The organism is Adhaeribacter sp. (assembly GCF_057359045.1).
Genome location: NZ_JBMQUD010000056.1, coordinates 11,696 through 33,175 on the forward strand (window position 1 = coordinate 11,696; position 21,480 = coordinate 33,175).

19 protein-coding genes are annotated in these 21,480 nt (G+C 42.7%); 5 read left to right on the plus strand and 14 right to left on the minus strand.

Annotation, left to right across the window (positions count from 1 at the left end; genetic code table 11):
- Positions 1–74 precede the first annotated feature (74 nt).
- From ACO1R6_RS09690 to ACO1R6_RS09735, 10 genes are all read right to left on the minus strand, one after another.
- A complete protein-coding gene (locus ACO1R6_RS09690; protein ID WP_486264275.1) occupies positions 75–1,025 on the minus strand; it encodes a UTP--glucose-1-phosphate uridylyltransferase in 951 nt (316 codons plus the stop codon).
- Between the two features lie 410 nt (positions 1,026–1,435).
- Positions 1,436–3,061: a T9SS type A sorting domain-containing protein gene (locus tag ACO1R6_RS09695; RefSeq protein WP_486264277.1), complete on the minus strand. Its 1,626-nt coding sequence runs from the start codon at positions 3,059–3,061 to the stop codon at positions 1,436–1,438.
- Positions 3,062–4,218: 1,157 nt separating this feature from the next.
- Entirely contained in the window at positions 4,219–5,196 is a 978-nt protein-coding gene (locus ACO1R6_RS09700) for an acyl-ACP desaturase (RefSeq protein WP_486264279.1), read from the minus strand.
- 173 nt (positions 5,197–5,369) lie between these two features.
- Positions 5,370–7,037 carry a hypothetical protein gene (locus tag ACO1R6_RS09705; RefSeq protein ID WP_486264281.1) on the minus strand — a complete coding sequence of 556 codons (1,668 nt, stop codon included), beginning with the start codon at positions 7,035–7,037 and terminating at the stop codon, positions 5,370–5,372.
- Positions 7,038–7,043: 6 nt separating this feature from the next.
- Entirely contained in the window at positions 7,044–8,000 is a 957-nt protein-coding gene (locus tag ACO1R6_RS09710; RefSeq protein ID WP_486264282.1) for a GNAT family N-acetyltransferase, read from the minus strand.
- A gap of 69 nt (positions 8,001–8,069) precedes the next feature.
- Entirely contained in the window at positions 8,070–8,210 is a 141-nt protein-coding gene (locus tag ACO1R6_RS09715; RefSeq protein ID WP_486264284.1) for a hypothetical protein, read from the minus strand.
- Between the two features lie 350 nt (positions 8,211–8,560).
- Positions 8,561–9,520, minus strand: coding sequence for a glycosyltransferase family 2 protein (locus tag ACO1R6_RS09720; protein WP_486264286.1), 960 nt, complete (start codon positions 9,518–9,520; stop codon positions 8,561–8,563).
- Entirely contained in the window at positions 9,520–10,767 is a 1,248-nt protein-coding gene (locus tag ACO1R6_RS09725; RefSeq protein ID WP_486264287.1) for an MATE family efflux transporter, read from the minus strand. Before ACO1R6_RS09725 ends, ACO1R6_RS09720 begins: the two co-directional genes overlap by 1 nt.
- A 16-nt stretch (positions 10,768–10,783) precedes the next feature.
- On the minus strand, positions 10,784–11,770 hold the full coding sequence (locus ACO1R6_RS09730) for a GNAT family N-acetyltransferase (RefSeq protein WP_486264289.1): 987 nt from the start codon (positions 11,768–11,770) through the stop codon (positions 10,784–10,786).
- Positions 11,771–11,795: 25 nt separating this feature from the next.
- Complete coding sequence (locus ACO1R6_RS09735) at positions 11,796–12,206, minus strand: sugar 3,4-ketoisomerase (RefSeq protein ID WP_486264291.1); 411 nt, start codon at positions 12,204–12,206, stop codon at positions 11,796–11,798.
- Between the two features lie 194 nt (positions 12,207–12,400).
- On the opposite strand from ACO1R6_RS09735, the gene ACO1R6_RS09740 reads away from it, so the two are divergent.
- The 3 genes from ACO1R6_RS09740 to corA all read left to right on the plus strand — a co-directional run bounded on the left by ACO1R6_RS09740 (position 12,401) and on the right by corA (position 15,287).
- On the plus strand, positions 12,401–13,318 hold the full coding sequence (locus tag ACO1R6_RS09740) for a hypothetical protein (RefSeq protein WP_486264292.1): 918 nt from the start codon (positions 12,401–12,403) through the stop codon (positions 13,316–13,318).
- Positions 13,319–13,450: 132 nt separating this feature from the next.
- Positions 13,451–14,056, plus strand: a complete 606-nt coding sequence (locus ACO1R6_RS09745) for an IMPACT family protein (RefSeq protein WP_486264294.1) — start codon at positions 13,451–13,453, stop codon at positions 14,054–14,056.
- Positions 14,057–14,156: 100 nt separating this feature from the next.
- The gene (corA, locus tag ACO1R6_RS09750; protein ID WP_486264295.1) at positions 14,157–15,287 is read left to right on the plus strand and encodes a magnesium/cobalt transporter CorA; all 1,131 of its coding nucleotides are present in this window, start codon (positions 14,157–14,159) and stop codon (positions 15,285–15,287) included.
- Here corA and ACO1R6_RS09755 read toward each other — a convergent pair.
- Both ACO1R6_RS09755 and ACO1R6_RS09760 read right to left on the minus strand, forming a co-directional pair.
- Positions 15,270–16,061, minus strand: coding sequence for a sterol desaturase family protein (locus tag ACO1R6_RS09755; protein WP_486264297.1), 792 nt, complete (start codon positions 16,059–16,061; stop codon positions 15,270–15,272). The genes corA and ACO1R6_RS09755 overlap by 18 nt on opposite strands.
- 120 nt (positions 16,062–16,181) lie before the next feature.
- Positions 16,182–18,911 carry a DUF3352 domain-containing protein gene (locus ACO1R6_RS09760; RefSeq protein WP_486264298.1) on the minus strand — a complete coding sequence of 910 codons (2,730 nt, stop codon included), beginning with the start codon at positions 18,909–18,911 and terminating at the stop codon, positions 16,182–16,184.
- A gap of 206 nt (positions 18,912–19,117) precedes the next feature.
- On the opposite strand from ACO1R6_RS09760, the gene dtd reads away from it, so the two are divergent.
- Together dtd and ACO1R6_RS09770 are read left to right on the plus strand one after the other, a co-directional pair.
- Entirely contained in the window at positions 19,118–19,570 is a 453-nt protein-coding gene (gene dtd, locus ACO1R6_RS09765; protein WP_486264299.1) for a D-aminoacyl-tRNA deacylase, read from the plus strand.
- 68 nt (positions 19,571–19,638) lie between these two features.
- Entirely contained in the window at positions 19,639–19,965 is a 327-nt protein-coding gene (locus ACO1R6_RS09770; RefSeq protein ID WP_486264300.1) for a nucleotide pyrophosphohydrolase, read from the plus strand.
- Between the two features lies 1 nt (position 19,966).
- Here ACO1R6_RS09770 and ACO1R6_RS09775 read toward each other — a convergent pair whose 3' ends face one another.
- Positions 19,967–20,686 (minus strand): 2-phosphosulfolactate phosphatase, encoded by a 720-nt coding sequence (locus ACO1R6_RS09775; protein ID WP_486264302.1) that lies wholly within the window; start codon positions 20,684–20,686, stop codon positions 19,967–19,969.
- Between the two features lie 87 nt (positions 20,687–20,773).
- Positions 20,774–21,480, minus strand: a 707-nt coding sequence (locus ACO1R6_RS09780; protein WP_486264303.1) for a glycine cleavage T C-terminal barrel domain-containing protein, incomplete at its 5' end; no start/stop codon positions are given.

Sequence of the window (21,480 nt, forward strand, 5' to 3'; positions counted from 1 at the left end):
CACTTATATCTTATCCAGGCCAAAGCAGACGGACTTATTTGGATAAACAAGTCTGCCATCCGGCTCCCATATTTTTAATTAAGTTGACGGATGTTAGCTTCGGCGAGCAATTCTACCAACGTAGTCAGGGTTTCGTCGTGGGCATGACCAGCTAAACCCAAGGCAATCTGGGCCTGCAACATGCCAAACTTCTTACTTAAATCGTAGCGGTTTCCTTTAACTTCCAGGGCCAAATATTTATCGGCAGCGGCCAGTTCCTGTAAAGCAGGGGTTAACTGAATATTCGTTTCGCCGGTGTTCAGGTGTTTTTCTAAAATATCAAAAATGGCCGGCATTAAAACGTGCATGCCAAAGAAGCATAAATAATAGCCCATGCGCAAACCAGGCGTCTGCAATTCCAGTTCGGCTACACTCAGCGATGGTTTTTCAATAATTTTATCTATCTGGTAAACGCCGGGCTGGTTGGGCAGGTGCTTGCCGGTTAAAGTACCGTAGCGGCTAATCTGGTGCTCAATAGTGGGGTTTACCGCCGATACGGAGCAGTTTTCCTGTAGTGCTATTTCTATTAACTGGGCCGCACAACGTTTTTCGCGCAGATTAGATACGTACAAATAATCACCGAGCAGTAATAAAAATGGTTCGTTGTTTACAAAGTTGCGGGCGCAGTAAACGGCTTGTCCGTAACCCAATGGCTCGGTTTGTTCTACAAATTGTAAACGGCTGGTTAACTGGTCAATTTTATCGGCTTCTTCGCGGGCCCATTGTACGCCTTTATAAGACTGAAGTAAATTATTCCGGAGCGAAGTAAAAGCTTCCTGGTACCGCGGGCCGTCGCCGGGCGCACAAACCACACAGATTTCTTCAATGCCACTGGCAAAAGCTTCTTCACAAATAATCTGGATTACCGGCTTGTGTAAACCATCAATATCAATTACCGGCAACATGGCTTTCTGAACGGTATCGGCCACCGGATAAAGTCTTTCGCCCCGGGCTGCGGCGGTAATTACAGCTTTTTTTATTTTCATGTTTAGTTTAGGTATGGCACAGAAACGGTGCGAAGATAAGAAAATTAAACCAAGGCACTACCGACCAATACTGTATAATTTATATATAAAAAAGAATATTTGTTTACGGGAATAACCTTAAAAATAACGTTACCGACAATAGTAAAAAAGCCATTTTGAACCAATCTTAACCAAGCCGGTTCTTATCTAATAATTGGATATTTTGCCTTTACGCTACCTGTTTCTAAAGACTAAAAGTATTACCGTTATCTAGTTGATGTAGCTAATCGACTTATAAACTTCAATTAATTAACTGAGCCATATTTTTACAGCTAGTAGTTGGTGCAGCAGACAAAAATTTCAGTTACAATAAAAAGGCACCTCCAGAGAAGAGGTGCCTTTTTATTGTTTAATAGTAACGCTTATTGGGGTTACAGCTTAACAAACCTTCTGGTCTCAGATTTCCCATCTTTTAATAGCACCAGGAAGTAGGTACCTGTCGGTAAATCGGCAACCGGAATTGCATAAGCTTGCTGCGTTAAAGCGCTGGCACTGTTTATTTGCAGCACTGCTTTACCAGTTGCATTTACTATTTTAAGTTGCAAATTCTTTACTTGTTTCGTTTCTCCTAAATCAATATTTAACAGCGATGTAGCCGGATTTGGATAAATATTTACCACCCGTTCAGCAAGAGGCCGGTTTACTGCCACAATTGGCGAGTAATTTACTTTACCATCTAAGTCTATTTGTTTCAGGCGGTAATAGCTGATGCCTGCTACCGGCTTTGTATCAATAAATTTATATTGCTGCTTTGTATGAGTTGTTCCGGCACCCTTAATTGTAGAAATAGCCTCAAAATTAGTAGCATCCTGGCGGCTCCTTTCCAGAATAAATTTATCGTTTTCTTTTTCTGTGGCCGTTGCCCACACCAAAGTTACTTCTTTGGTATTAGTCTGAGCCTGGAAAAATAATAATTCAACGGGCAATACCGAGTAACTTTCGGTGTTCGGATAACCTTTAGAATTGTAAATTCCTTTACTCCAGATGCCAGCCAGAAAACGCGTATCGTTGGCAACAGTCAGAAATACAGAGCTAGAAGCACCATCACTGCCCAACTCAGTTACCACTACATCCTGGCTGCGCAGGCCAGCCGCCGGCCCGGATACGGCGTTGATAATACCACCGTAAGAAACAAACTGAATTACATGTGCCCCAGCACTAATACTTATACCTCCCTGCTCGGCCGCTAAACCCGTTGGTACATCTAAATACAAAATTCTTTCATCATTAAATAAACCATTATCTACTGATTTAAAAAGGCTTAAATTATAACTACCATACACAGTGCCGCTGCCATTATATAAGCTTACGGTTATGGTATTAACTTCGGTAAAATCTTTGGGTAGTGCAACTTCAACAAAACCGGTTTTAGACGAAAATGTATTGGCATAATGAAATTCATTTACCCGCACTTCTGGTATTGTATTTCCGTACAAAGTTACATTATCGACGCGCATTGCACCCAAATAGCTCGAACTATTCCAACCATAGATCCGAAAGGTTACACTACCGCTGGCTGGCGAAATAATATCTTCAAAATCCCACTCAATAGTCTGGTTGCTTTCGCTTACGGCATATCTTTTAAAATTAGAACTAAAGCTGCCCGATGCATTATGGGTAATCCGAGCCAAAGCAGGGCCAGTGGCAGTACGAGAAGTAGAATAAACCAATTTAGTTAAATTAAGCCGGTGGCCCGGTTTAGCAGTTACTGTAAATTCGATGTACCGTAATTCGGTACTATCTTTACCCCATTCGCGCGAGTTATAAATGTTATCTCCGCGCCACCACTGTACTACATGCCTACGAAAATCGCTAAATACAGCGTATGGTGGCTGTGCCGTTACTTTAGAAAGTGAATCTTGGGTTTGCAGCGTGGTTACACCCGTAAATTCATATTTGCCTAATACTTGCGCAAATGTGAAACCAGGAGAGAGAAATAAGATTAAGAAGAAAATTTTAAGCAGACTAGCTTTAACTAAAAATGTACCGGTTTTCATTAAGGTTATATAAAGTTATTGTTTGCTCTTCCAGAACCCTTTCAGTTCGTTCCCCACACCTAAGTCATTCACCAATAACTACTTTAAAGTGGTTGTAGGATAAATGGAATTTGCCTGTGAATAGTTCAGGAGATAAATAAAAATTTTTATACTTTATATGTATTTTACCTTGTTTAAAAAACCATATTTATAATTATATAAATAAATTCATATAAACACCACATTATCATATTTAGTGATTTCTAAGCCTGACAAATAAATAGGTTAAGTTTAATTATTTTAAACTATTATTTTTAAGCTTAGAAATTAATTTAATACGACAGTTATTAATCAGCTATTTATAAGAATATTCACAATTTAAAAACCTAAATATATAAAAGGGTCAGCTTAAAAATTTTGCTTTGCTTTACCTGTTCTTCAAACAGATAGCTTCTGGTAGGCAGAAAAACTATTTAAATCTTTAATGTCGCAATAGAATTTAACCTAAAAAATAACTCAAAATGTTGTAATATTTAATTAGCGGTTAGTGTGAGTTTTGACGTTGCTGGAAGATAGTAACTAATCCCACCATCCCAGCCTTCCCTAGCTCCAGCAAGAGCCGTTCTGATTTAACAGCATGAATAAGCTACAGGTTATTTAAGAATAGCTGATAAGTGGGATGTTTAATTTAAGGATGGAATTGACATACTGATATTTGAACTTCATCAAAACAAATAGAATACTGGTTTTTGTGCTTGTACTAGGGCAATTTAATAGCTAAAAAGCGGTTATCCTTTTATAATGGAACTTACTTGCCCTTTTTTTAATTTTAAGGTTATAAGGGCAAGTAAATAATTTAAAGTATTACCAACATGCAAAATCTTCTTTCTCAGGATTTGCTTTTAGTAACCTTAAGTATTATAGGTTTTATTTGTTTAGGAATGCTTATCCGGGAAATACTTTTTTTAAGGAAGCAACTGCACGTTGAATCAGGTAAAAAAAAGCCGGGAAAACGGTCTAATCACCAAATCAGATAGAGGCCAATATACCGGCTTAACACTCATTGCCCCAGGAACTAGTAGGGCTGGCAATAAATTTGATTTATAAATATGAAGCTTTGTAAAAACAAAGCCCGACTATTTGATAGCCGGGCCTTGTTTTTATGCTAGAATGTTAAATCAATCAATCCAGCGGAATTTATACTCCAGTTGCGGCGGGCGCATCCGTTCGGCTACGCGCTTCAGACGGTTTGGTAAAGCCATAACATAGTCGCGGGCTTTTTCGCCGGCTTCGTTTAAACCGCTAATGTGTTCAATCTTCCAGTCTTCTATTAATCCTTCCAGAATATCAACGTAATCGTGCGCAGTATAAACGCCAATGCGTTGGGCCGCATCGGTAAAATGACCAAACGTTTTACCAAGTTCTACGCCTAGTTCGCGCATGTAATGGGCTGGCATTACAATTTTCTTGCGCATCATATCTTCAAAGGCCAGCATCATTTCGCTGGGGTCCACCTCAAATATTTTATCAACAAAGCTTTTGTAAACTTTAGCATGACGCGCTTCATCGCCGGCAATATAGCCGCAAAGTTTAGCTAATACAGGGTCACCTTCGCGTTTGGCAATCTGGGCTACGCGCCGGTGCGATATTTGTGTAGCCGTTTCCTGGTAGCTGGTGTACACAAAACTACGGTACGGGTCGTGGTCGGTTTGTAAATCGAAACCATCGGCAATTAAATATTGCGTAGAAGCTTCCATTTCGCGCATGTTTACCCGGCCCGATAAAAATAGGTAACGGTTTAGCAAATCGCCGTGCCGGTTTTCTTCCGAAGTCCAGCCCCGGTTCCATTTGGTCCAGGCACTATCGGGGTTGTTGGGCATATCGGTTATGGCAAACAACCAGCTTTCGTAGGTAGGCAGCGCTTCTTCGGTTATGGTATCGCCAATTAATACGGCAAATAAATCGTACGATAAAGATTTGGCGCGTTCCCGCAAAAGCTTTATTTCATCAAAAAAGTTATCAAGCCGGGCATCAGGCAATAAGTCGGCGGGTTGCCAACTATCCTCCACCGATTTAAGAAAGCTCGTTAGGTTTTCGGCTACAAACGTTTCTAAATATTTTAGGACTTCCACACGGGAAGATATTGCTGCTATCATGTAATAATTATATAAAAATATTAAACATCAAATATACGGTTTTTACCGGTAAGCTCTATAAAAGAAATTCTTATATTTTGTTCTTTAATAATACCGGCCTGTATTAATACGGATTACCATTTACGAAAGATGTACCAGACCGGAAAGGATTTACAAATTTATTCAGTTTTTGCTTAATTACCTTTACCCGATAAATAAACTTGTAAAGGGTAATATTTGTTTAAACGATGTGGCTTTGGTTGTAGATACAAAGAATTTTTGTAAAAAAAGGTAAAATATTGGTTTAAAAAGCTTTGAAAATCAGGGTATAGTAACCATACTGCGTTAGCATTGCGGGCCAGGGCTGCTACTGTGGGGGCATATTGGGGTTGACCTGAAAAAGAATAAAAGTAATTTTGATAACCCGGATCGAGGGTGCTCCAGCCTGTAAGTAAAAATACGCGATTATTACCAAAATCATAATTCCGGAACGGCGACAACGACCGCAGGTAATCCGGAAAAACAGCCGAAACCAATATTTTATTATAAAAAGAAGATTTAACATCGGCTATAAATGCTTCGTGCAATTGTTGCCGGCGCTGTTGCAAATAAGCCCGGTGGCTGGTTTTATAAAGTTGCAATATCACCAACAAACCTAATCCTACTGCCACTAGCTTGGGTAGTTTAAAGTTAATTTTATGTACTGCCTGTTGCCGGAATAATAAAACTAAATGCGTTAATGTATAAAGGCTTAGCGCTGGGGTAATGAGGCGGGGCGGCAATTTTAAAAATATACTCACCAAAATTATAATCAGCCAGAAATATACCTGATACCAACCTAAAACCATTCGGGTAAATGCAGTTAGGTTCGTATGCCGGAAAAATAAGTAAAACAGCAATATTCCATTGAGGGCTAAGGCCAGAAACTGATCACGCAGCAAAATAATCACCAATTCCATTAGCTTTTTAGGCGCTAAGGTGGTTAGCATATAGGTTGGGTTAATACTCCCGGCTCGCTGGTAAAAATCGGCATTTATAAGCTTTGTATCGGCCAGTAGCCAATTATCAATCGCGGTTAACCCCAACGAATCAGCGTGGTTGGCGGGTTGCGCCTGGTAAATCTGAAAATCGATAATCGTGGATTTTAGCCAGTCGAGTTGCTGATACGTTTTTATAGCGGGCGTTTGGTTTAGGCGCAGTATAAGCAAAAAGGCCAGCGCCATACCACCAAAAAACAGAGCTGGCCAAAAAGCTTTTATTTTAAGACCTTTACCTGAAGAAAAAAACAAAAATACCGGACCAACCATGGCTACTCCCATTAAAGCGGCACTTGGGCGGATGGCCAAAGAGGCCAGAAAAATTAAGCCGGCTAAAAGGGATCTTACTTTACTTTTTTTATTGCTGGGTGCGGTTACTAACCATAAATAAGTAATACCGGCACCTAAAAAAGGCACCCGCATATAATTAAACCACATAACGTGCTCTAACCAACCACTCAGGTAAAATAGTATTAAAACTAACGCTAAATATGTATAAGAAACCCGTTTAGCTGCTGCCCGGTATACCAAAAAGAAGGCCAGAATAGTTGCGCCCAACAAACCCGTGTACAAAAATAAGCCGTACCAGGGCACCGCCGGCAACCATTGGTAAAGCTGCGCCAGGCACCAGCTCCAGCCATGAAAGTAAAGCGATAAATTATTGAGTGCCGGTTTAATGGTAATGCCGCGCAGCAAAAAAGTAATGAGCTGATCGTCGTTGGTTTCGTAATAAAAGCCAAACACCCCGTAGGTTAAACAGAACAACAGGACCGGCAGCCCAACTGTCAGCAGAAAACCCTTAACCTTCATATTTTCCGGCATCATGCATAATTACAGGTTTAACGCATATACATCGTGGGGTAAGCTCCGGGCCCCGTAACTTTCCTTATTCTGGATCAAACCCGTGTTCAGGCCATACTTATCAGTACCTGGCGAAATGCCAAAGTTCAAGAACCTTTTACTGTCCCGATATTTCTGGATTAAGAAGTCTAAAATTAAATCTAAGGCGTGTAACTTTTTACCGGCCGCTGAGGTGGCAATATATTGCAAATGCACCACCTGGGCACTGATATAAATTATCGTACCGCCAATTATTTCGTCTTGATTATAAACTACCAGCAACTGAATATTCTCCGGAAATTTCTGGGCCAGTTCAATTATTTCGGCAGCCGTGTGGGTAGGGCTTACATTATATTTATTTTGAAGAATGGCTTCTACCATGGCCATAAAGCCAACGTAATCTTGGCTTGCTTTTACCTTTAAACCGGTCTGTCGTGCCTTATTTAATCCCCATTTGCGCCCTTTGGTGTAAGGAGCTAAATTATTTAGTTCTAAGCAAGACGATACACTCCGGCTTTGTAACGCAAAACCGTGCTGGTAAAAGGCATATTGTTCGTCGAGGGCCAGGTGCCGGTGAAAAATAAACGGAACGGGTTTTATCACAAGTTGTTTAAATCCAGCTTTGCGCAGGTAATGCAACAGGGCTTCGAATAATTGTAAATAGCCGTGTATTTTGGTTTTTAACCCAACAATTAATCCGCCAAAAGTAAGGCCCCGGTGCGATATCGCTACTGCCTCCTCTGTGTTCATCGGGAATATGGCTAGCAACTCTTTATTCTGAAAGAAAAGCAAAGAATGGTCCTGAAAGCGGTGCTGGTGATATTCCAGGTAATTTCGGTCGAACAAGAAAAGCCCGTTAACGGCAGTTTGGTTAAACCGATTCCAGGCCTGGCGATAGCTGGCATTGTAACGGATTACTTTAATTTCGGCTTCTTCTTTACCGGACATGTAATAATTTTGAATTGGCTTTTAACGTAATTCACGTAACTCCTTAACCTTTTTTAACTAAGGATTACTTCAGAAAATACGCACCAGTTTTAATTGTGCCGTATCTTGGGCAGATTTCCGGTGTAAAGCTAAGGTTTGCAGGTAAAATAAACCAGTAAACCCCGAATGGTCGGGTACAACAATGGGTTTATCAGCGTTGTAGCCCACCACGTTTTAATAGCCGGCCATTTTTCTAAGTACTTAAACTAATGAATATGAGTGCATTTACAATAACCATCCACCAGAACGTGCGAAAAACCAGCGGCCCATAAAAGAGGTAAATGGGTTATAAAGCAGAAAAAAAAGCATTAGATTGGTGAAATAAATTATTAAAATTGCTGCTATCCATTTCCTATAATATTCCCCAATTTCACACCGTGTCATATCAACTAAGCCTTTGCTCGAGATTAGATAGGGCTGGACTGCAACGCAAATAATCAGGGCCAAAATATACCTCAACCAAGGCTGCGCTGTTATAGTCACGGGGTTCTTTTAAGATAATATTTAAGAGAGTTTAATGCTTAACCCCTACCGTACCTTAGTTTATAATAGGTTTGGCGTAAAAAACCTAGTTGCACTTTGTTTTGCGCCAGCCAAGTTAAAAATTTATAAGCAGGGTTTAACGCCCCCAACTCCTGTAATATTTGAGCCAGTTGCAGGACTTCCGGAAAATTTTGGGTAAATACAGCTTGCCGCAATTCTGATTTTACCCGTACCACCAGGGCCGTTTTTTCGGCTGCTGTTTTAATCAATATTTGCGCTTTCCTGCAAATAATTACGGTAGAAGCTAATTGCTTATCGCCGGGGGTGTATAGTTTGCGCGACAAAGATTGGGCATGAACCCGCCGCCGGGTTAATATTTTATTCAGGAAATAAAACTTAAATTTCTGCGCCGATCGCACCCACACGTCAAAATCTTCGTAAACCAAGTGCTCGTCGTAACCTTGGGTGTATTCCAACAAAGCTCGCCGGAACATTACCGTAGGTGGGCAAATAAATGCGTACTGTAAAATATCAGTAAAAACAAACCCCGAGGGAGTTCGGGAAACTACCTGACCCTGGGCATTTCGCTTATAAAAACGGCCAATAATTTTAGAATTCTCATTAATCAACTCGGCATCAGTATAAATAGCACCATAAGATTGGTCTAAGTTTAAAAAGGCGTTTACCTGCTCTTCTACCCGGTTGGGCAATAATACATCATCGGTAGCAAAATCAATTATAAACTCACCGGTAGCTAACCTAAATGCTTCGTTAAAAGCACGCGTATTACCGGTATTGTGGGTATGTTTGATAAATTTAAATTGGGGATACTCCCGGCAATATTGAGTTATTAATGCAGCACTGTTGTCGGAACTGGCATCATCAACCACAATTATTTCGAGGTTAGCATAGGTTTGCTGACGCACCGAATCGAGTGACTCCTGTAAAAACGGCGCGTGGTTGTAACACAAACAAATTACCGAAACCAATGGCTGCATCAGAAAATAAGTTTACGAAAATACCACAGGTTAAATACTAGAAAAAGAACAGATATGGCACAATGGGCCATTGTTATGCCGGGCAAACCGTATAAACCAACCAACCAAAACAAAAATAAGATATAAATTGCCGCGGCTCCTACCTGTACCAAAATATACAAAGTGGTACGGGCCTGCGCCATTATAAGGTAAGAAAGTAGCCAAGCCGACATTTTGAAAAAATCGCCAAGCACCTGGTAGTCCAGCAGGTAAGCGCCGGGCAAAAATTTCTCGTCGAAGAGCCACAAAATAAAGTAGCGCTGCAAAATATAAAACAAGAGTAAAGCCAGGCCAATTACCGGTACTAAAGCAAAAAATAAGGTCCGGACGTATTGGCGCAGCGCCACTGCATCGTTAACCAAAGCTGCTAACCGAGGATAGTACACCAGCCCTACCAGCGAAGTAAATACCAGCGTATAATTATCCGATAACTTTACCATAGCCTGCCACAAACCGGTCTGATACAAATCAAAACGCTGAATTATTAAATCGCGTACGTAAAAATTAACCACCCGGGAGCAAATTACCAGCGTGAGGGCCATCAGAATAAACTTACCAAAATTTTGTAGTACCGTTTTATCTACAGCGCGCCCTTCCCAGCGGGGCAGCCATCCTTGGCGGTATGCTACAACTAACGCAATCAGCGCTGTTATACCCTGTCCGGCCTGGTACATCAGCAATAAATAGGGCAAGGGCAACACCCGCAAATAATACCAAATAAGCCCTGCACTGGCGCTGCTGGTAATTACAATAAGCAAAGTGTAGTAAGGCAAAGCCTGGCGCGCCACCATTACAGCCTGTAGGTAAGTAGAAATCAGCAATAAAAACAAACCACCAAAGAACAAGCTAATCCAGTAAATAGTAGAACCAGCCGTTAAAAATGTGCCCAGGTAAAAGTCTCTTTGAATTAGAAATACCCCTACTGTTACTAAAAATATGAAGGCCTGCCAGATTACGCCCCCAATAAAATAACGTTTGTATTTACCAGCGGTTGGTCTTTGCCCGGCCAGGTAGGTAATTAAACCCGTATTGACGCCTTCGCTGGGAATAGTAGTTGCAATGGTTACCAGGTTTTGAAAATGGGCCAGCAGGGTAATGCCTTGCGGACCAAACTGTAACCCAACCAATTTATTTATTACCAAAGCACTAACCGTACGAAACCCAATGGAGAGCAAAGACCAGAAAGAAGATTTAAAGAGTGCTAACATGCCGGCTTAATTGGGTCTAAGACCTAAAGTTAGAAATAACCTTTTGATATAGAAATTGCCGTACTTTTTTGGCTAGTTTAAATGGTGCGGGCAAATTATTATAGCTAATAGAATAATACGGCGCTGGCTCGGCACCAAACCCTTGGTATACCCGAATTATGGAATTAACTGCCGCCGGGCTTTCAAAATCGAAAATGTACGGCTGTCCGGCATATTGCAGAATGATGTAGTCGATGAGGAGCGAGCGGCCATTGCGCCGCCGACCGGCTACCGAAGCGGCATTAAACAAATAAATTATTTTGTTCCCGTAGGTAACAAATAAACCACCGGCGTCTGTTTCGCCGGTTGGCGTTTGGGTGTATAACAAAGTAGCTAATCCGCGTTGGGCCAATGCCGTATAAAGCTGTTTTAAGATGGTGTAAGCTTCGGGCGCTACTCCGCCTTTTATCCGGAAAGCGGCATCGGCCTTAAATAAATTTATTAAAGGCTGAATATCGGTGCTGGCTTTGATTGTTAATCCTGCTTTCTGGCTGCGCTTTAAATTGAGTTTCCGGTCGCGGGAATATTGCTGATAAATGTTTTCGTAGCTTCTATTTAAATCCAGGTGATGGGTATAATGCTGGTCTACTTCTAAATATCTTTTCTCTTTTAATAAGAAATCAGAAGTGTTGGTAGTATTAAAATGATATTGGCTTATTAGCGAAAACTGCTGCTGCACCCGGTCCAGAAAATGCTCTGCTTTTAGTTCTTTATTTAAAGAAAATATTCCCAATTGCTGACTAAACAACGACTGTTTGAGGTAAGTAAAACCAAACTTTTGCTGCACCGGCAACGGCATTACTGCTACATAACATCCCTCCTGCTCTTCTACCAAACCAGCCCAACCGGGTGTTACCACATCCAGGTACCACGATAACGCATATACCAAGCGTTGCACCGAAGCCTCCACGCAGGCATCCCAAAGCGGGTAATTAATCTGGTGGTTTTGAAGATACCGGAGCACTGGCTGAAAATTAGTTAAAAATTAATTAACTGGTTGGCCTAATTATTTGCCGGAACTGTTCGTAGTCCCGGATATAATCGGCCGAGTCGAAATCCGTAGAAGTCAGACAAAGCAGCAGTGCATCTGCTGAAAATTTAAGCATAACCCAACAATGGGCGGGCAGGTACAAAGCTTTTTCCGGATTATCTAAAGTAAACGCCTGTTTCCCGGTCTGCGTTTCGGTGTTTACCGTTACGGTGCCTTGCAATGCGATTAGTATTTCTTCGGTGGTATGGTGGGCATGCTGGCCACGGGTGTAGTTTACCGGCACCTGGTTTAGCCAGAAAACTCTTTTTACCGGGAATGGCAATTTTGCGGCCGCCTGCGTCGAAAACAGGTAACCTTCTGCCGGCCCGCCAAATGCATCGAAATTAATTATCTTAGGTACCTTTGTCAAAAATCAGTTTTTCTCTTGGTTTATGCCGTCGAAATTACAACAGAAATATGAGATAAGAACACCTTTAAAACCAGAAGTATAAACCCGATAACACAGCCAGTTTCTAATTATCTGTTTATTTAGGTTTTATTGTTGGTAACATATCAAAAATTAACCTTTAATCAGCCTAATATTTTTAGACAAAATAGCCTTTTATGCTTTACCTGCTCGTCTGCATTTTCTGTACTGTGCTGTTAATGCTTTGCTTTAAATATTTTGCTATTTACCGGGTGCCCACTTTTCAGGCCATTGTGGTTAATTACGTTACCTGCACTTTTATCGGTTTTTACCGGCTTTGGCCTCTACCGCCGTTTACGCAACTAACCGGCGCACCGTGGCTACCTTTTTGCTTGGCGTTGGGCTTCTTATTTATTTTTACCTTTTACCTGATCGCGCTCGCAGCGCAGCGGGTAGGCGTTACGGCGGCTACGGTGGCCTCTAAAATATCGTTGGTTATCCCGGTTTTGGTAAGTTTGCTTCTGCTCCAGAATAATCTTAAAAATTATACTTTTATCAATTACCTTGGCATGGGCATGGCCTTAGTGGCCATTGTACTGGCCTCTTTGCCACCCACCCAGGCCGCTACCGGTACCAAACCAGCCCGAAGCCTGATTACGTTAGCCCTTCCGTTATTTATTTTTATCTTTTCCGGTACCGGCGATTCGCTTATAAACTTTACCAACCATTATTATTTAAAGCCCAGCGAAGCCAATTATTTTACCACTTTTACTTTTGCCACCAGCGCTACCAGTGGTATATTGGTGTTACTCTACCAAATATTATTCCGGCAAATGCGGTTGTCGGGGCGCAGCTTAGTGGGCGGCATTTTGCTGGGCATACCCAATTATTTTTCGATATATTTTTTGCTTAAAACCCTGAGCGCTTTTCAGAACGACGGCGCTTTTCTGTACCCTGTCATAAATATCGGTATTATTTTGAGCGGCATGCTGGCGGCTATTGTATTGTTTAAAGAGCGGCTCTCGCGGTTAAACGTAGCCGGCGTGGCCGCGGCCATAGTGGCCTTGCTGCTTTTATCGTACCAGGAAATTTATTCGTTATTCGTTGCTCGTTAATCGTTGTTCCGGTTAAATGATATATTGTATGTTTTCAGATAAGGTACTTCTATTGTGATACAGCCACTAAAATCAAACTTAACAACTATTAAATTCTACCTTAACCAAATAACCAACAACGATTAAAGAATAATGAATATGCTTGCCTCCGATGTTTACCAAACCATAGCCAGTCCTGCCGAAAGCCTGTACAAAGAAAAAGGCAGCAAATTTATCGGTTTTGCATACCCGGTAAACGCCGAGGAAGAAATAAAGGAAATATTGGCTGGATTACGCAAAGAATATTTTGACGCCCGCCACCATTGCTACGCCTATCAGTTGGGCACCAGCGGCCAACAGTACCGCGCCAACGACGATGGCGAACCCAACCACTCGGCCGGCGATCCCATTCTGGGTCAGATTCGCTCGGCGGGATTAACCAATGTGCTGGTGGTGGTGGTGCGGTATTTTGGGGGTATAAAATTAGGCGTAAGCGGCCTGATTACGGCGTACCGTACTGCCGCCGCCGATGCCCTGAAAGCGGCCACTATTATTCAAAAAACCGAAACTATTACGTTGGAAATCTTATTCGATTACGAACACATGAACACCGTAATGGGCCTGACGAAAGAATATAAACTGGAAATAAAAAAGCAGGAATTTAGCACTACCTGTTGTTTGTGGGTAGAGGTCCGGAAAAATTTAGCCCCAGCAGTGCAGAATAAGCTGGCTGCTTTGGCTACAGTAAATATTTTGTAAATGCAGATTATCAAGTCAAGCTATTATAATTAAAGCTAATTTACCAAGCACCTATATTTAACTAAGTATCGTAAAGCTTGCCATAGACAACCTCCCAAACATGGTTAATAAAAACAGACCTAAAGTTTTACAACAAACCATTGCCGGCAACAAAGTGGGGCGGCGTCCCGGATTTTTGTACGTACCTGCCGGAGCATTAAAACCGCGCTTGTTCTTGTTGTCGTTCGATGTGAATTTTTACCAGGAAAACGAGTTTAACTCTTACGAAGCGTTATTAGCTTTTTACCACCAACACCCCAATGCCCGCCATTGGATAGACGTGCGGGGCTACGCCGACCTAGAGTTATTGCAAAAATTTGTAGCTGATTTTGATATTCATCCGTTGCAAATGGAAGATGTAATAAACGATTACCAGCGCCCCAAAGTGGAAGACGATGAAGAAGGGCGGTTGTTTATGGTTTGCCGCATGATGGAATTTACGAAAGAACACTGCCTCGAAGACGACCAGCTATCCATTTTTACCGGCTCTAATTACGTAATTACTTTCCAAAGCGATTACGAAGATTGCCTGGAAGTGCTACGGGAACGCATACGGGCGGGTAAAGGCGTAATCCGGAAACGGCCCGTGTTGTATATGGCTTACGCCATTATGGACGTGGTAATAGATTATTATTTTGTAGTGCTGGTGCAGGTAGGCGATTACCTGGAGTCTTTGGAAGATTATTTATTTGAACAACCCGATAAAAAAACCCTGAACCAAATATTAAATATCCGACGGGAAGTAAATAAGTTTCGGCGGCTGGTTTGGTCGGAGCGCGATAAAATAAACGAGATGCTCCGCGACGAAGAGTTAGTACCCGACGAGGAGATGCGGATTTATTTTAAAGATTTATACGACCACACGGTACAGGTTATTGATTTGGTAGATAATTACAAAGAAACTACCGGCAACCTGACTGAGCTTTATTTATCTAACATTAACAACCGCATGAACGAGATTATGAAAGTACTCACCATTATCTCGAGTATTTTTATACCCTTAAGTTTTATTGCGAGCCTTTATGGCATGAATTTTTCGCGCGAGAATACCCACGGCGGCGTAAATACCCTAAATATGCCCGAGCTCTACCACCCGTACGGCTACGTTTCGCTGTTGGCGGTAATGGGCGCCCTGATTGCCTTTCAGCTATATTTTTTCTGGCGAAAAGGTTGGTTAAGCCGGTCTAACTGATGAATTATCGTTTTCGGGTTCGGGGGGCTTACTTACCAGTTTTTGCAAAGTTTTATGGTAATGCGGGTGCGTGGTCCGGAAAACTTCGTCCCAAACGCGCAGATACAAACCATAGTTGCCTTTAAAATATTTGTGGTGCATGTTGTGGTTGGTAGAGGTGTTTAACCATTTGCCCAAGCGGCTTTGTACCAGCCATTGCGGGTAAATTTCGTACCCTAAATGCCCGTACACGTTGTAAACCGTCATAAACAACAAAAAAGCCAGAATGCCCAACTGGTGAATAGGAATGAGCACCGCAATTACAAATATTACGCTACCTTCTACTACTGCCTCTAAAGGGCTAAAAGCAAAGGCTGCCCACGGCGACGGATTAGTAGATTTATGATGGGTAAGATGAAACCATTTAAATAGCCGGGGATGGTGCATCAGGCGGTGCGTCAGGTAAAAGTAAGCATCGTGTATTAACAACGCGAGCACCACGCTCAACCCAAAATAGCCCCAGCCATAGTCCGAAATATCGCTGTAAATTTGTGTGTATTGCTTTACGCCGGGTTGCAGTAAAATTACGCCAATCAGGGCAAAAATAGCAAAGGTTAAAAATGAGTAACCAATTTCGCGGTAATAATCCTGCGATTTAGGAAAAACCTTTTGGATCCGGAAACGATCAAATTTATGCCGGAAAAGAATGTAAAAGATTAAAAATGCCAGCCCGGCAATAATTATATACCGCAGCGCCAATACAATATAAAAGAGGAAAAAACCCTTGCCCGCCATAAACCTAAGTAAATATCACTAACCGCCGTTTTGCTTAGAGCGGCTTATTTATCCCGGAAAACACCATTTATAATTAAAAAGTTGCCGCGGTTCTTACTGCGATTACTTAATAAATAATATTTATTTATCGCGGAATAAAAATTTCTGGAGCTCTTGGGGCTGGCTCAGGTAAAGATTATAATTATTAGAAACCTCGTTGTAATATAATGCAACCGGCAGCTGGTTGGTAAGTGGCTGTTCGCCAATAAAATTAGCTTTGTAGTTATACAAATAAGACTTGCGAGGTGCAGTTTCGGTAAGCACGTAAATTTTATTTAACGGGCCATAATCAAAATATTGCACCAGTTTAGGCGATGAGGTGATAAAACTCTTTTGCAGAAACAGCTTTTGGTTTTGGTCGTAAATAAACGTTTTACCAGCTTCCTGCCGCGTAATAATGTAAGATTTACCTTTGGGGTCCGGAATTAAAGTAAAAACAGCCCGGTTGCTGGTTTTAGGCAAGGATTTGCGCTGCACTATTTGCCCGGCCAGGTTAAAAGTAAACTGCTGGCCTTCGGCGGTAACGGTAGTAACCTGGGTAGCCCGCAAAGAGGAACCGTTTTTAATAAAAAACTCACCGGTCAGGGTGCCGGGCGCCGCCAACGGAAAGCCCGGGTAAGGCTCGCCGCGCAAGTTAAAAGCATAAATATATCCATTCTGGTTACCGGTAATAATTACATCGCGGTTGGCAACGCTTACGTGTTTAGGGGCCAGGGCCAGCTTACTGTTTAATCTTTTAGGTTCCCAGCCTGGCTGTAAATTACCGGATACATCAAACAAAAATAACTGGCCCTGCTGGTCGCCGACCAGGATACGATAATTTTTAGGTGAATTGGGGTATAGCAACCCCAGGTGCTGTACCTGCACCGAATCGGGTAAGTTAAACGGAAAGTTTTTGGCATTGTGACCATTCTGGTCGAGCAGGTAAATTTTGGTAGCCGTCGCGAATAAATATTGAGGTTTGGTATCATTGCCCAGCGTTACCGGATACCCCTGCCCTACCACCGCCTCCCCCAAAGAATCGGACCAAAGCACCTGGCCATTGTTATTTAAACCGTGCAAAGTTAAACTGGAGTCCTGCACCAGTACCCGGGGGCCATTGCCGGTGCCGCCCAGTAAAAAAGGGGCCGAAATTAACGGCGTTTTAAAGGAGGTGGCAAACTGGTTTTTAAAGGTTTCATCGGCTTTTTGGATGGTATCGGCCAGCGGCTGCCGCATAACCAAACTGGTGTAATATTGCTCTCCTTGCTGGCTGAACTGGAAAGCTAACTGACCTAAATTTTTAATCAGGGTTTCGTGGCGTAACAAACTGCTTTGCTGGTCGGTCCGGACTTGCTGGCGTAACAAAGGCCAAATCTGGTCGGCCTGGAGGTAAATGCTAAAGTTAGCTTCCTGCTGGGTGTGTTCCAGAAATGCTTTTTGCCGATCGGAGTTGCTCCAAACTTTACCGTCCTGGATGGCCCCTAAAACCTGTTGTACGGCCGCTGCAGTTTGCCCAAAAATCAGGCAATTTTCTACCTGGCTTACAAAACACTCCGGAAAACCACCGGCTACCGAACCAAACAGTAACAAAGGCAATTGGGGCAAGGGTACCTGGGTTATTGTGGCCCCGGCGTATGGTTCAGTAATTATTTTCTGGCCAGCCGTTTGGGCAGCTTGCTTTTGCAAGGCTTGTAAAGCCCGGTTACTGCGGCCAATATTACCCATCTGCACCAAAACTACTTTATGTGTAGGTTTATCGGGGCTACCGGCGGGTATATAGCCAATGGCCAGTTCGTTCCGGAAAGTTTTTACCAGGCTATCAGCCAAAACTACCTCTCGGGTAGGCCATTTCAGGTTTTTATCTTCGGCGAGTAATTGCTTTAGGGCCGCCGGCCGGTTTAACCCAAAAGTAAGCGCCAATGCCGTTTGAACAGGCAAATATTTGCGCAAAGTAAAAGATTGCGGTTTTTGGCCTTTTACCTGGTTGTAAAAAGATGCGGAGAGCGGCTCAGGGTTAGAAAACCCGTTCATTAAAATACTGTTACGCTGGTGTTTCAGGCCCAGCATGCTGGTTTGGCACAAACTGGCCAGAAAAGTTATATCGTCTTCTAAATCTTCTTGCAGAAATAAATTTAACAAACCCGGTAAATATCGGTAATTCATAAAAACGTGGGCAAACACATCGGGCTGGCCTAAATAGTTAATATTCTGGTACGCTTCGGCCGGCGAGGTTAGCAGGCCCCGGTTTATTTTCCGGATTATTTCTTTTAGCAGTTCCTGGTTGGCACTAACAATTAAGTTGTTATGAAAACTGAAATACGAAAACGTTTCGAGGTTATCGTTGTTCCGGATATCGGTTATCTGGGTGCCCTGGTAATCTTGGGTACTTTCAGAAAAGGCATTGTTTTTACTTATATTTTCGACCAGCCCCCGGATAAAACGGTGCTCCCCAACGGTATTTACCGGAATGTAAAAAACAAAATTATAATCGGTTTTACTTACTACGTGTACCGAGGTAAGTATTTGCTTGCGCTTCAGAAAGCGGGAAGCGCCCTCCCGCCGGTTAGATAAAGAATCCAGCAGATTAATATTTTCCGTCAGGGATTCTACCAACCGCATGGCCGCAATATTATCCCAGAGGTCAGATTGCCGGAGTCTCTTTAATATTTTTTCGTGATCCGCCGATTCTACCACTAAAACGGCATCGTCGGGCACCAAAGTCCAGAGGTTTACCTTTTCTTTGGCTTCGGTCCATTTGGTGTAACCATACATGCCCGCTACCGCCAGCAGCACAACTATAAAGACGTAAAAAAGATATCTTTTGGGCATTAATCTGTAGTAGTAGCCTGCAAAAATAAGTAAAATACTTAAACCATAAACCTTTAGTATGGTTTAGCCGCCTTAGCGCCGCTGGCGTTAAATAATTTACCCGCGCGGCTTGTTTTGGTTTGCCTCTTATTCCAGGCCAACGAAATTACCCGATAATATTTACCTTTGCGCCACTCATTTAGATTTATTTGCGCGAAAAATAATTTATGAAACTGGTAATACAAAGGGTAAGCCAGGCTTCGGTAACGATAGAAGGCAACGTTACGGGTGCTATTGGCGGGGGATTATTGTTACTGGCCGGCATTGCCCCCAACGATACGACCGAAGATTTAGAATGGCTAGCTCGCAAAACCGTACAACTGCGTATTTTTAACGATGAAGCCGGCAAAATGAATAAAAGCTTAACAGATGTTAACGGCGATATTTTATTAATCAGTCAGTTTACCTTGCATGCCAGCACCAAAAAAGGTAACCGGCCTTCGTACATTGGTGCGGCCCCTCCTGCCGTTGCCATACCGCTGTACGAAGAATTTATTCAAATATTAAACCGGGAGTTAGGCAAACCCATTAGAACCGGTATTTTTGGAGCCGACATGAAAGTAAACCTGCTCAACGACGGGCCGGTAACCATTCTGATTGATTCTAAAAACCGGGAGTAAATTGAATTGTTGGATTGCTATATTGTTAACTGCTAATCACTAAAAACTAATTACTAATTAACTAAAAGATGACCATAGAGGAAGCCCAAGCCACCGTAGACCAATGGATAAAAGAAAATGGCGTTCGTTATTTTAACGAACTTACCAATATGGCCATCCTGACCGAAGAAGTAGGTGAAGTTGCCCGGATTATTTCCCGGCAATACGGCGAACAATCTTTTAAAAAAACCGATGAAGGAAAACAACTGGCCGATGAGCTGGCCGATGTTTTATTTGTAGTTATTTGCCTCGCCAACCAAACCGGGATAGATTTAACGCAGGCATTAACGGCTAACCTGCATAAGAAAACCCAACGCGACCGCAACCGGCACCAGGAAAACCCAAAGTTAAAATAATTTAACTAACTGTTACCGGCTCCAACGGCACCAGGCAATCATTTTGCAGCACTGGCACTACTTCGTAAATATCTTCCTGTAAGCAATAAGCAATATCCTGGGTAATTTCCAGGTTTTTCAGGCGCTGCACGTGCGAGGCATTGCTTAAAAAGCCCAGCATATCGGGTTTGGCGAGGCGGTATAGGTGTTTGGCCGCCAGGGTAGCATCGTTGGCGGCGGTAAAAGTAGGCAGCCGCTCGGCCAGGGCGCCGGCAAATAAAGTATCTTCTAAGTTAAAATTGCCTTTCCAGCCGGCGCAAACTACAATTACATCTTTGCCTTCGGCTTCAACCAGTTCGGCCACTTTGCCCACGTTTAAAAAAGCTCCGGCAATTACTTTATCGGCTTCTATCGATAACCGGATGGCGCGGGTACCGTTGGTGGTAGTCATGACCAGGGTTTTACCTTTTATGCTATTGCCCATGTAGCTAAACGGCGAATTACCCATATCAAAACCTTCGGCCTGACGGCCATCGCGCTCCGCCGCGGTTAAATAACCGGTTTGTTTTTGTGCCAGGCAATCATCGAGCGAGCTTACCGGAATAATTTTCTGAATGCCGTGCGCAAATGCCGTTACCATAGAAGAGGTAGCACGCAATACATCTACTACAACTGCTACTTTGCCTTTTAACTGGTAAAGATGTAACAGTTCCGGGCTAAAACAAACGTCTAGAGCGGGCATAATTTTATCTGGGTTTAGTAAGCCGGAATCCGGATACTACTTTAAAGGTAAAATAATATTTAAATCTTAGTTGAGAAGAAGTTGCGCTTAACCTTTATAAAAAGGCAGTTTTACTACCTGCGCCCGGATAACTTTATTCCGGACTTTAATAAATATTTCGGTTCCTGGTGCGCTATAGGTGGTAGTAACGTAGCCCAAACCTACCCCTTTGCCCAAAGAAGGCGCTTGGGTACCGGATGTAACTTCGCCAATGGTTTCGCCGGCGGCATTCTGGATTTCGTAATGCGCCCGCGGAATACCCGGTTCGGTCATCTCAAAACCAATTAGTTTACGCGTTACTCCGGTTTCTTTTTGCTGCCGCAAATGATCAGAATTGGTAAACGATTTGGTAAACTTGGTAATCCAACCTAAGCCTGCTTCTAACGGCGATGTTGTATCGTTAATGTCGTTTCCATAAAGGCAAAAACCCATTTCCAGCCGCAGGGTGTCGCGGGCACCTAAGCCAATGGGTTTAATGCCGTGAGCCTGGCCGGCAGCCATTATTTTATTCCAAACATCTAAAGCATACTGGTTAGGTACATAAATTTCGAAGCCGCCCGAACCAGTATAACCCGTAGCCGAAACAATTACGTTGGGCACTCCGGCAAATTCGCCGAGGCTAAAAGTATAATAAGCCATATTGGCCAAGTCCAGGCTGGTTAAAGGTTGTAAAGCCGCTATCGCCAAAGGCCCTTGTACCGCAAACAGCGAAACCTCGTCGGAGATATTTTGCAGTTGAGCACCGCCGGTATTAA

Coding starts and splice junctions, on each gene's coding strand:
- ACO1R6_RS09700 (WP_486264279.1), bottom strand. CDS start 5,196: ATGATAGCAGCAATATCTTCCCGTGTGGAAGTCCTAAAATATTTAGAA.
- ACO1R6_RS09775 (WP_486264302.1), bottom strand. CDS start 20,686: ATGCCCGCTCTAGACGTTTGTTTTAGCCCGGAACTGTTACATCTTTAC.
- dtd (WP_486264299.1), top strand. CDS start 19,118: ATGAAACTGGTAATACAAAGGGTAAGCCAGGCTTCGGTAACGATAGAA.
- ACO1R6_RS09690 (WP_486264275.1), bottom strand. CDS start 1,025: ATGAAAATAAAAAAAGCTGTAATTACCGCCGCAGCCCGGGGCGAAAGA.
- ACO1R6_RS09745 (WP_486264294.1), top strand. CDS start 13,451: ATGAATATGCTTGCCTCCGATGTTTACCAAACCATAGCCAGTCCTGCC.
- ACO1R6_RS09710 (WP_486264282.1), bottom strand. CDS start 8,000: ATGTCCGGTAAAGAAGAAGCCGAAATTAAAGTAATCCGTTACAATGCC.
- ACO1R6_RS09725 (WP_486264287.1), bottom strand. CDS start 10,767: ATGTTAGCACTCTTTAAATCTTCTTTCTGGTCTTTGCTCTCCATTGGG.
- ACO1R6_RS09720 (WP_486264286.1), bottom strand. CDS start 9,520: ATGCAGCCATTGGTTTCGGTAATTTGTTTGTGTTACAACCACGCGCCG.
- ACO1R6_RS09705 (WP_486264281.1), bottom strand. CDS start 7,037: ATGATGCCGGAAAATATGAAGGTTAAGGGTTTTCTGCTGACAGTTGGG.
- ACO1R6_RS09770 (WP_486264300.1), top strand. CDS start 19,639: ATGACCATAGAGGAAGCCCAAGCCACCGTAGACCAATGGATAAAAGAA.
- ACO1R6_RS09695 (WP_486264277.1), bottom strand. CDS start 3,061: ATGAAAACCGGTACATTTTTAGTTAAAGCTAGTCTGCTTAAAATTTTC.
- ACO1R6_RS09760 (WP_486264298.1), bottom strand. CDS start 18,911: ATGCCCAAAAGATATCTTTTTTACGTCTTTATAGTTGTGCTGCTGGCG.
- corA (WP_486264295.1), top strand. CDS start 14,157: ATGGTTAATAAAAACAGACCTAAAGTTTTACAACAAACCATTGCCGGC.
- ACO1R6_RS09740 (WP_486264292.1), top strand. CDS start 12,401: ATGCTTTACCTGCTCGTCTGCATTTTCTGTACTGTGCTGTTAATGCTT.
- ACO1R6_RS09755 (WP_486264297.1), bottom strand. CDS start 16,061: ATGGCGGGCAAGGGTTTTTTCCTCTTTTATATTGTATTGGCGCTGCGG.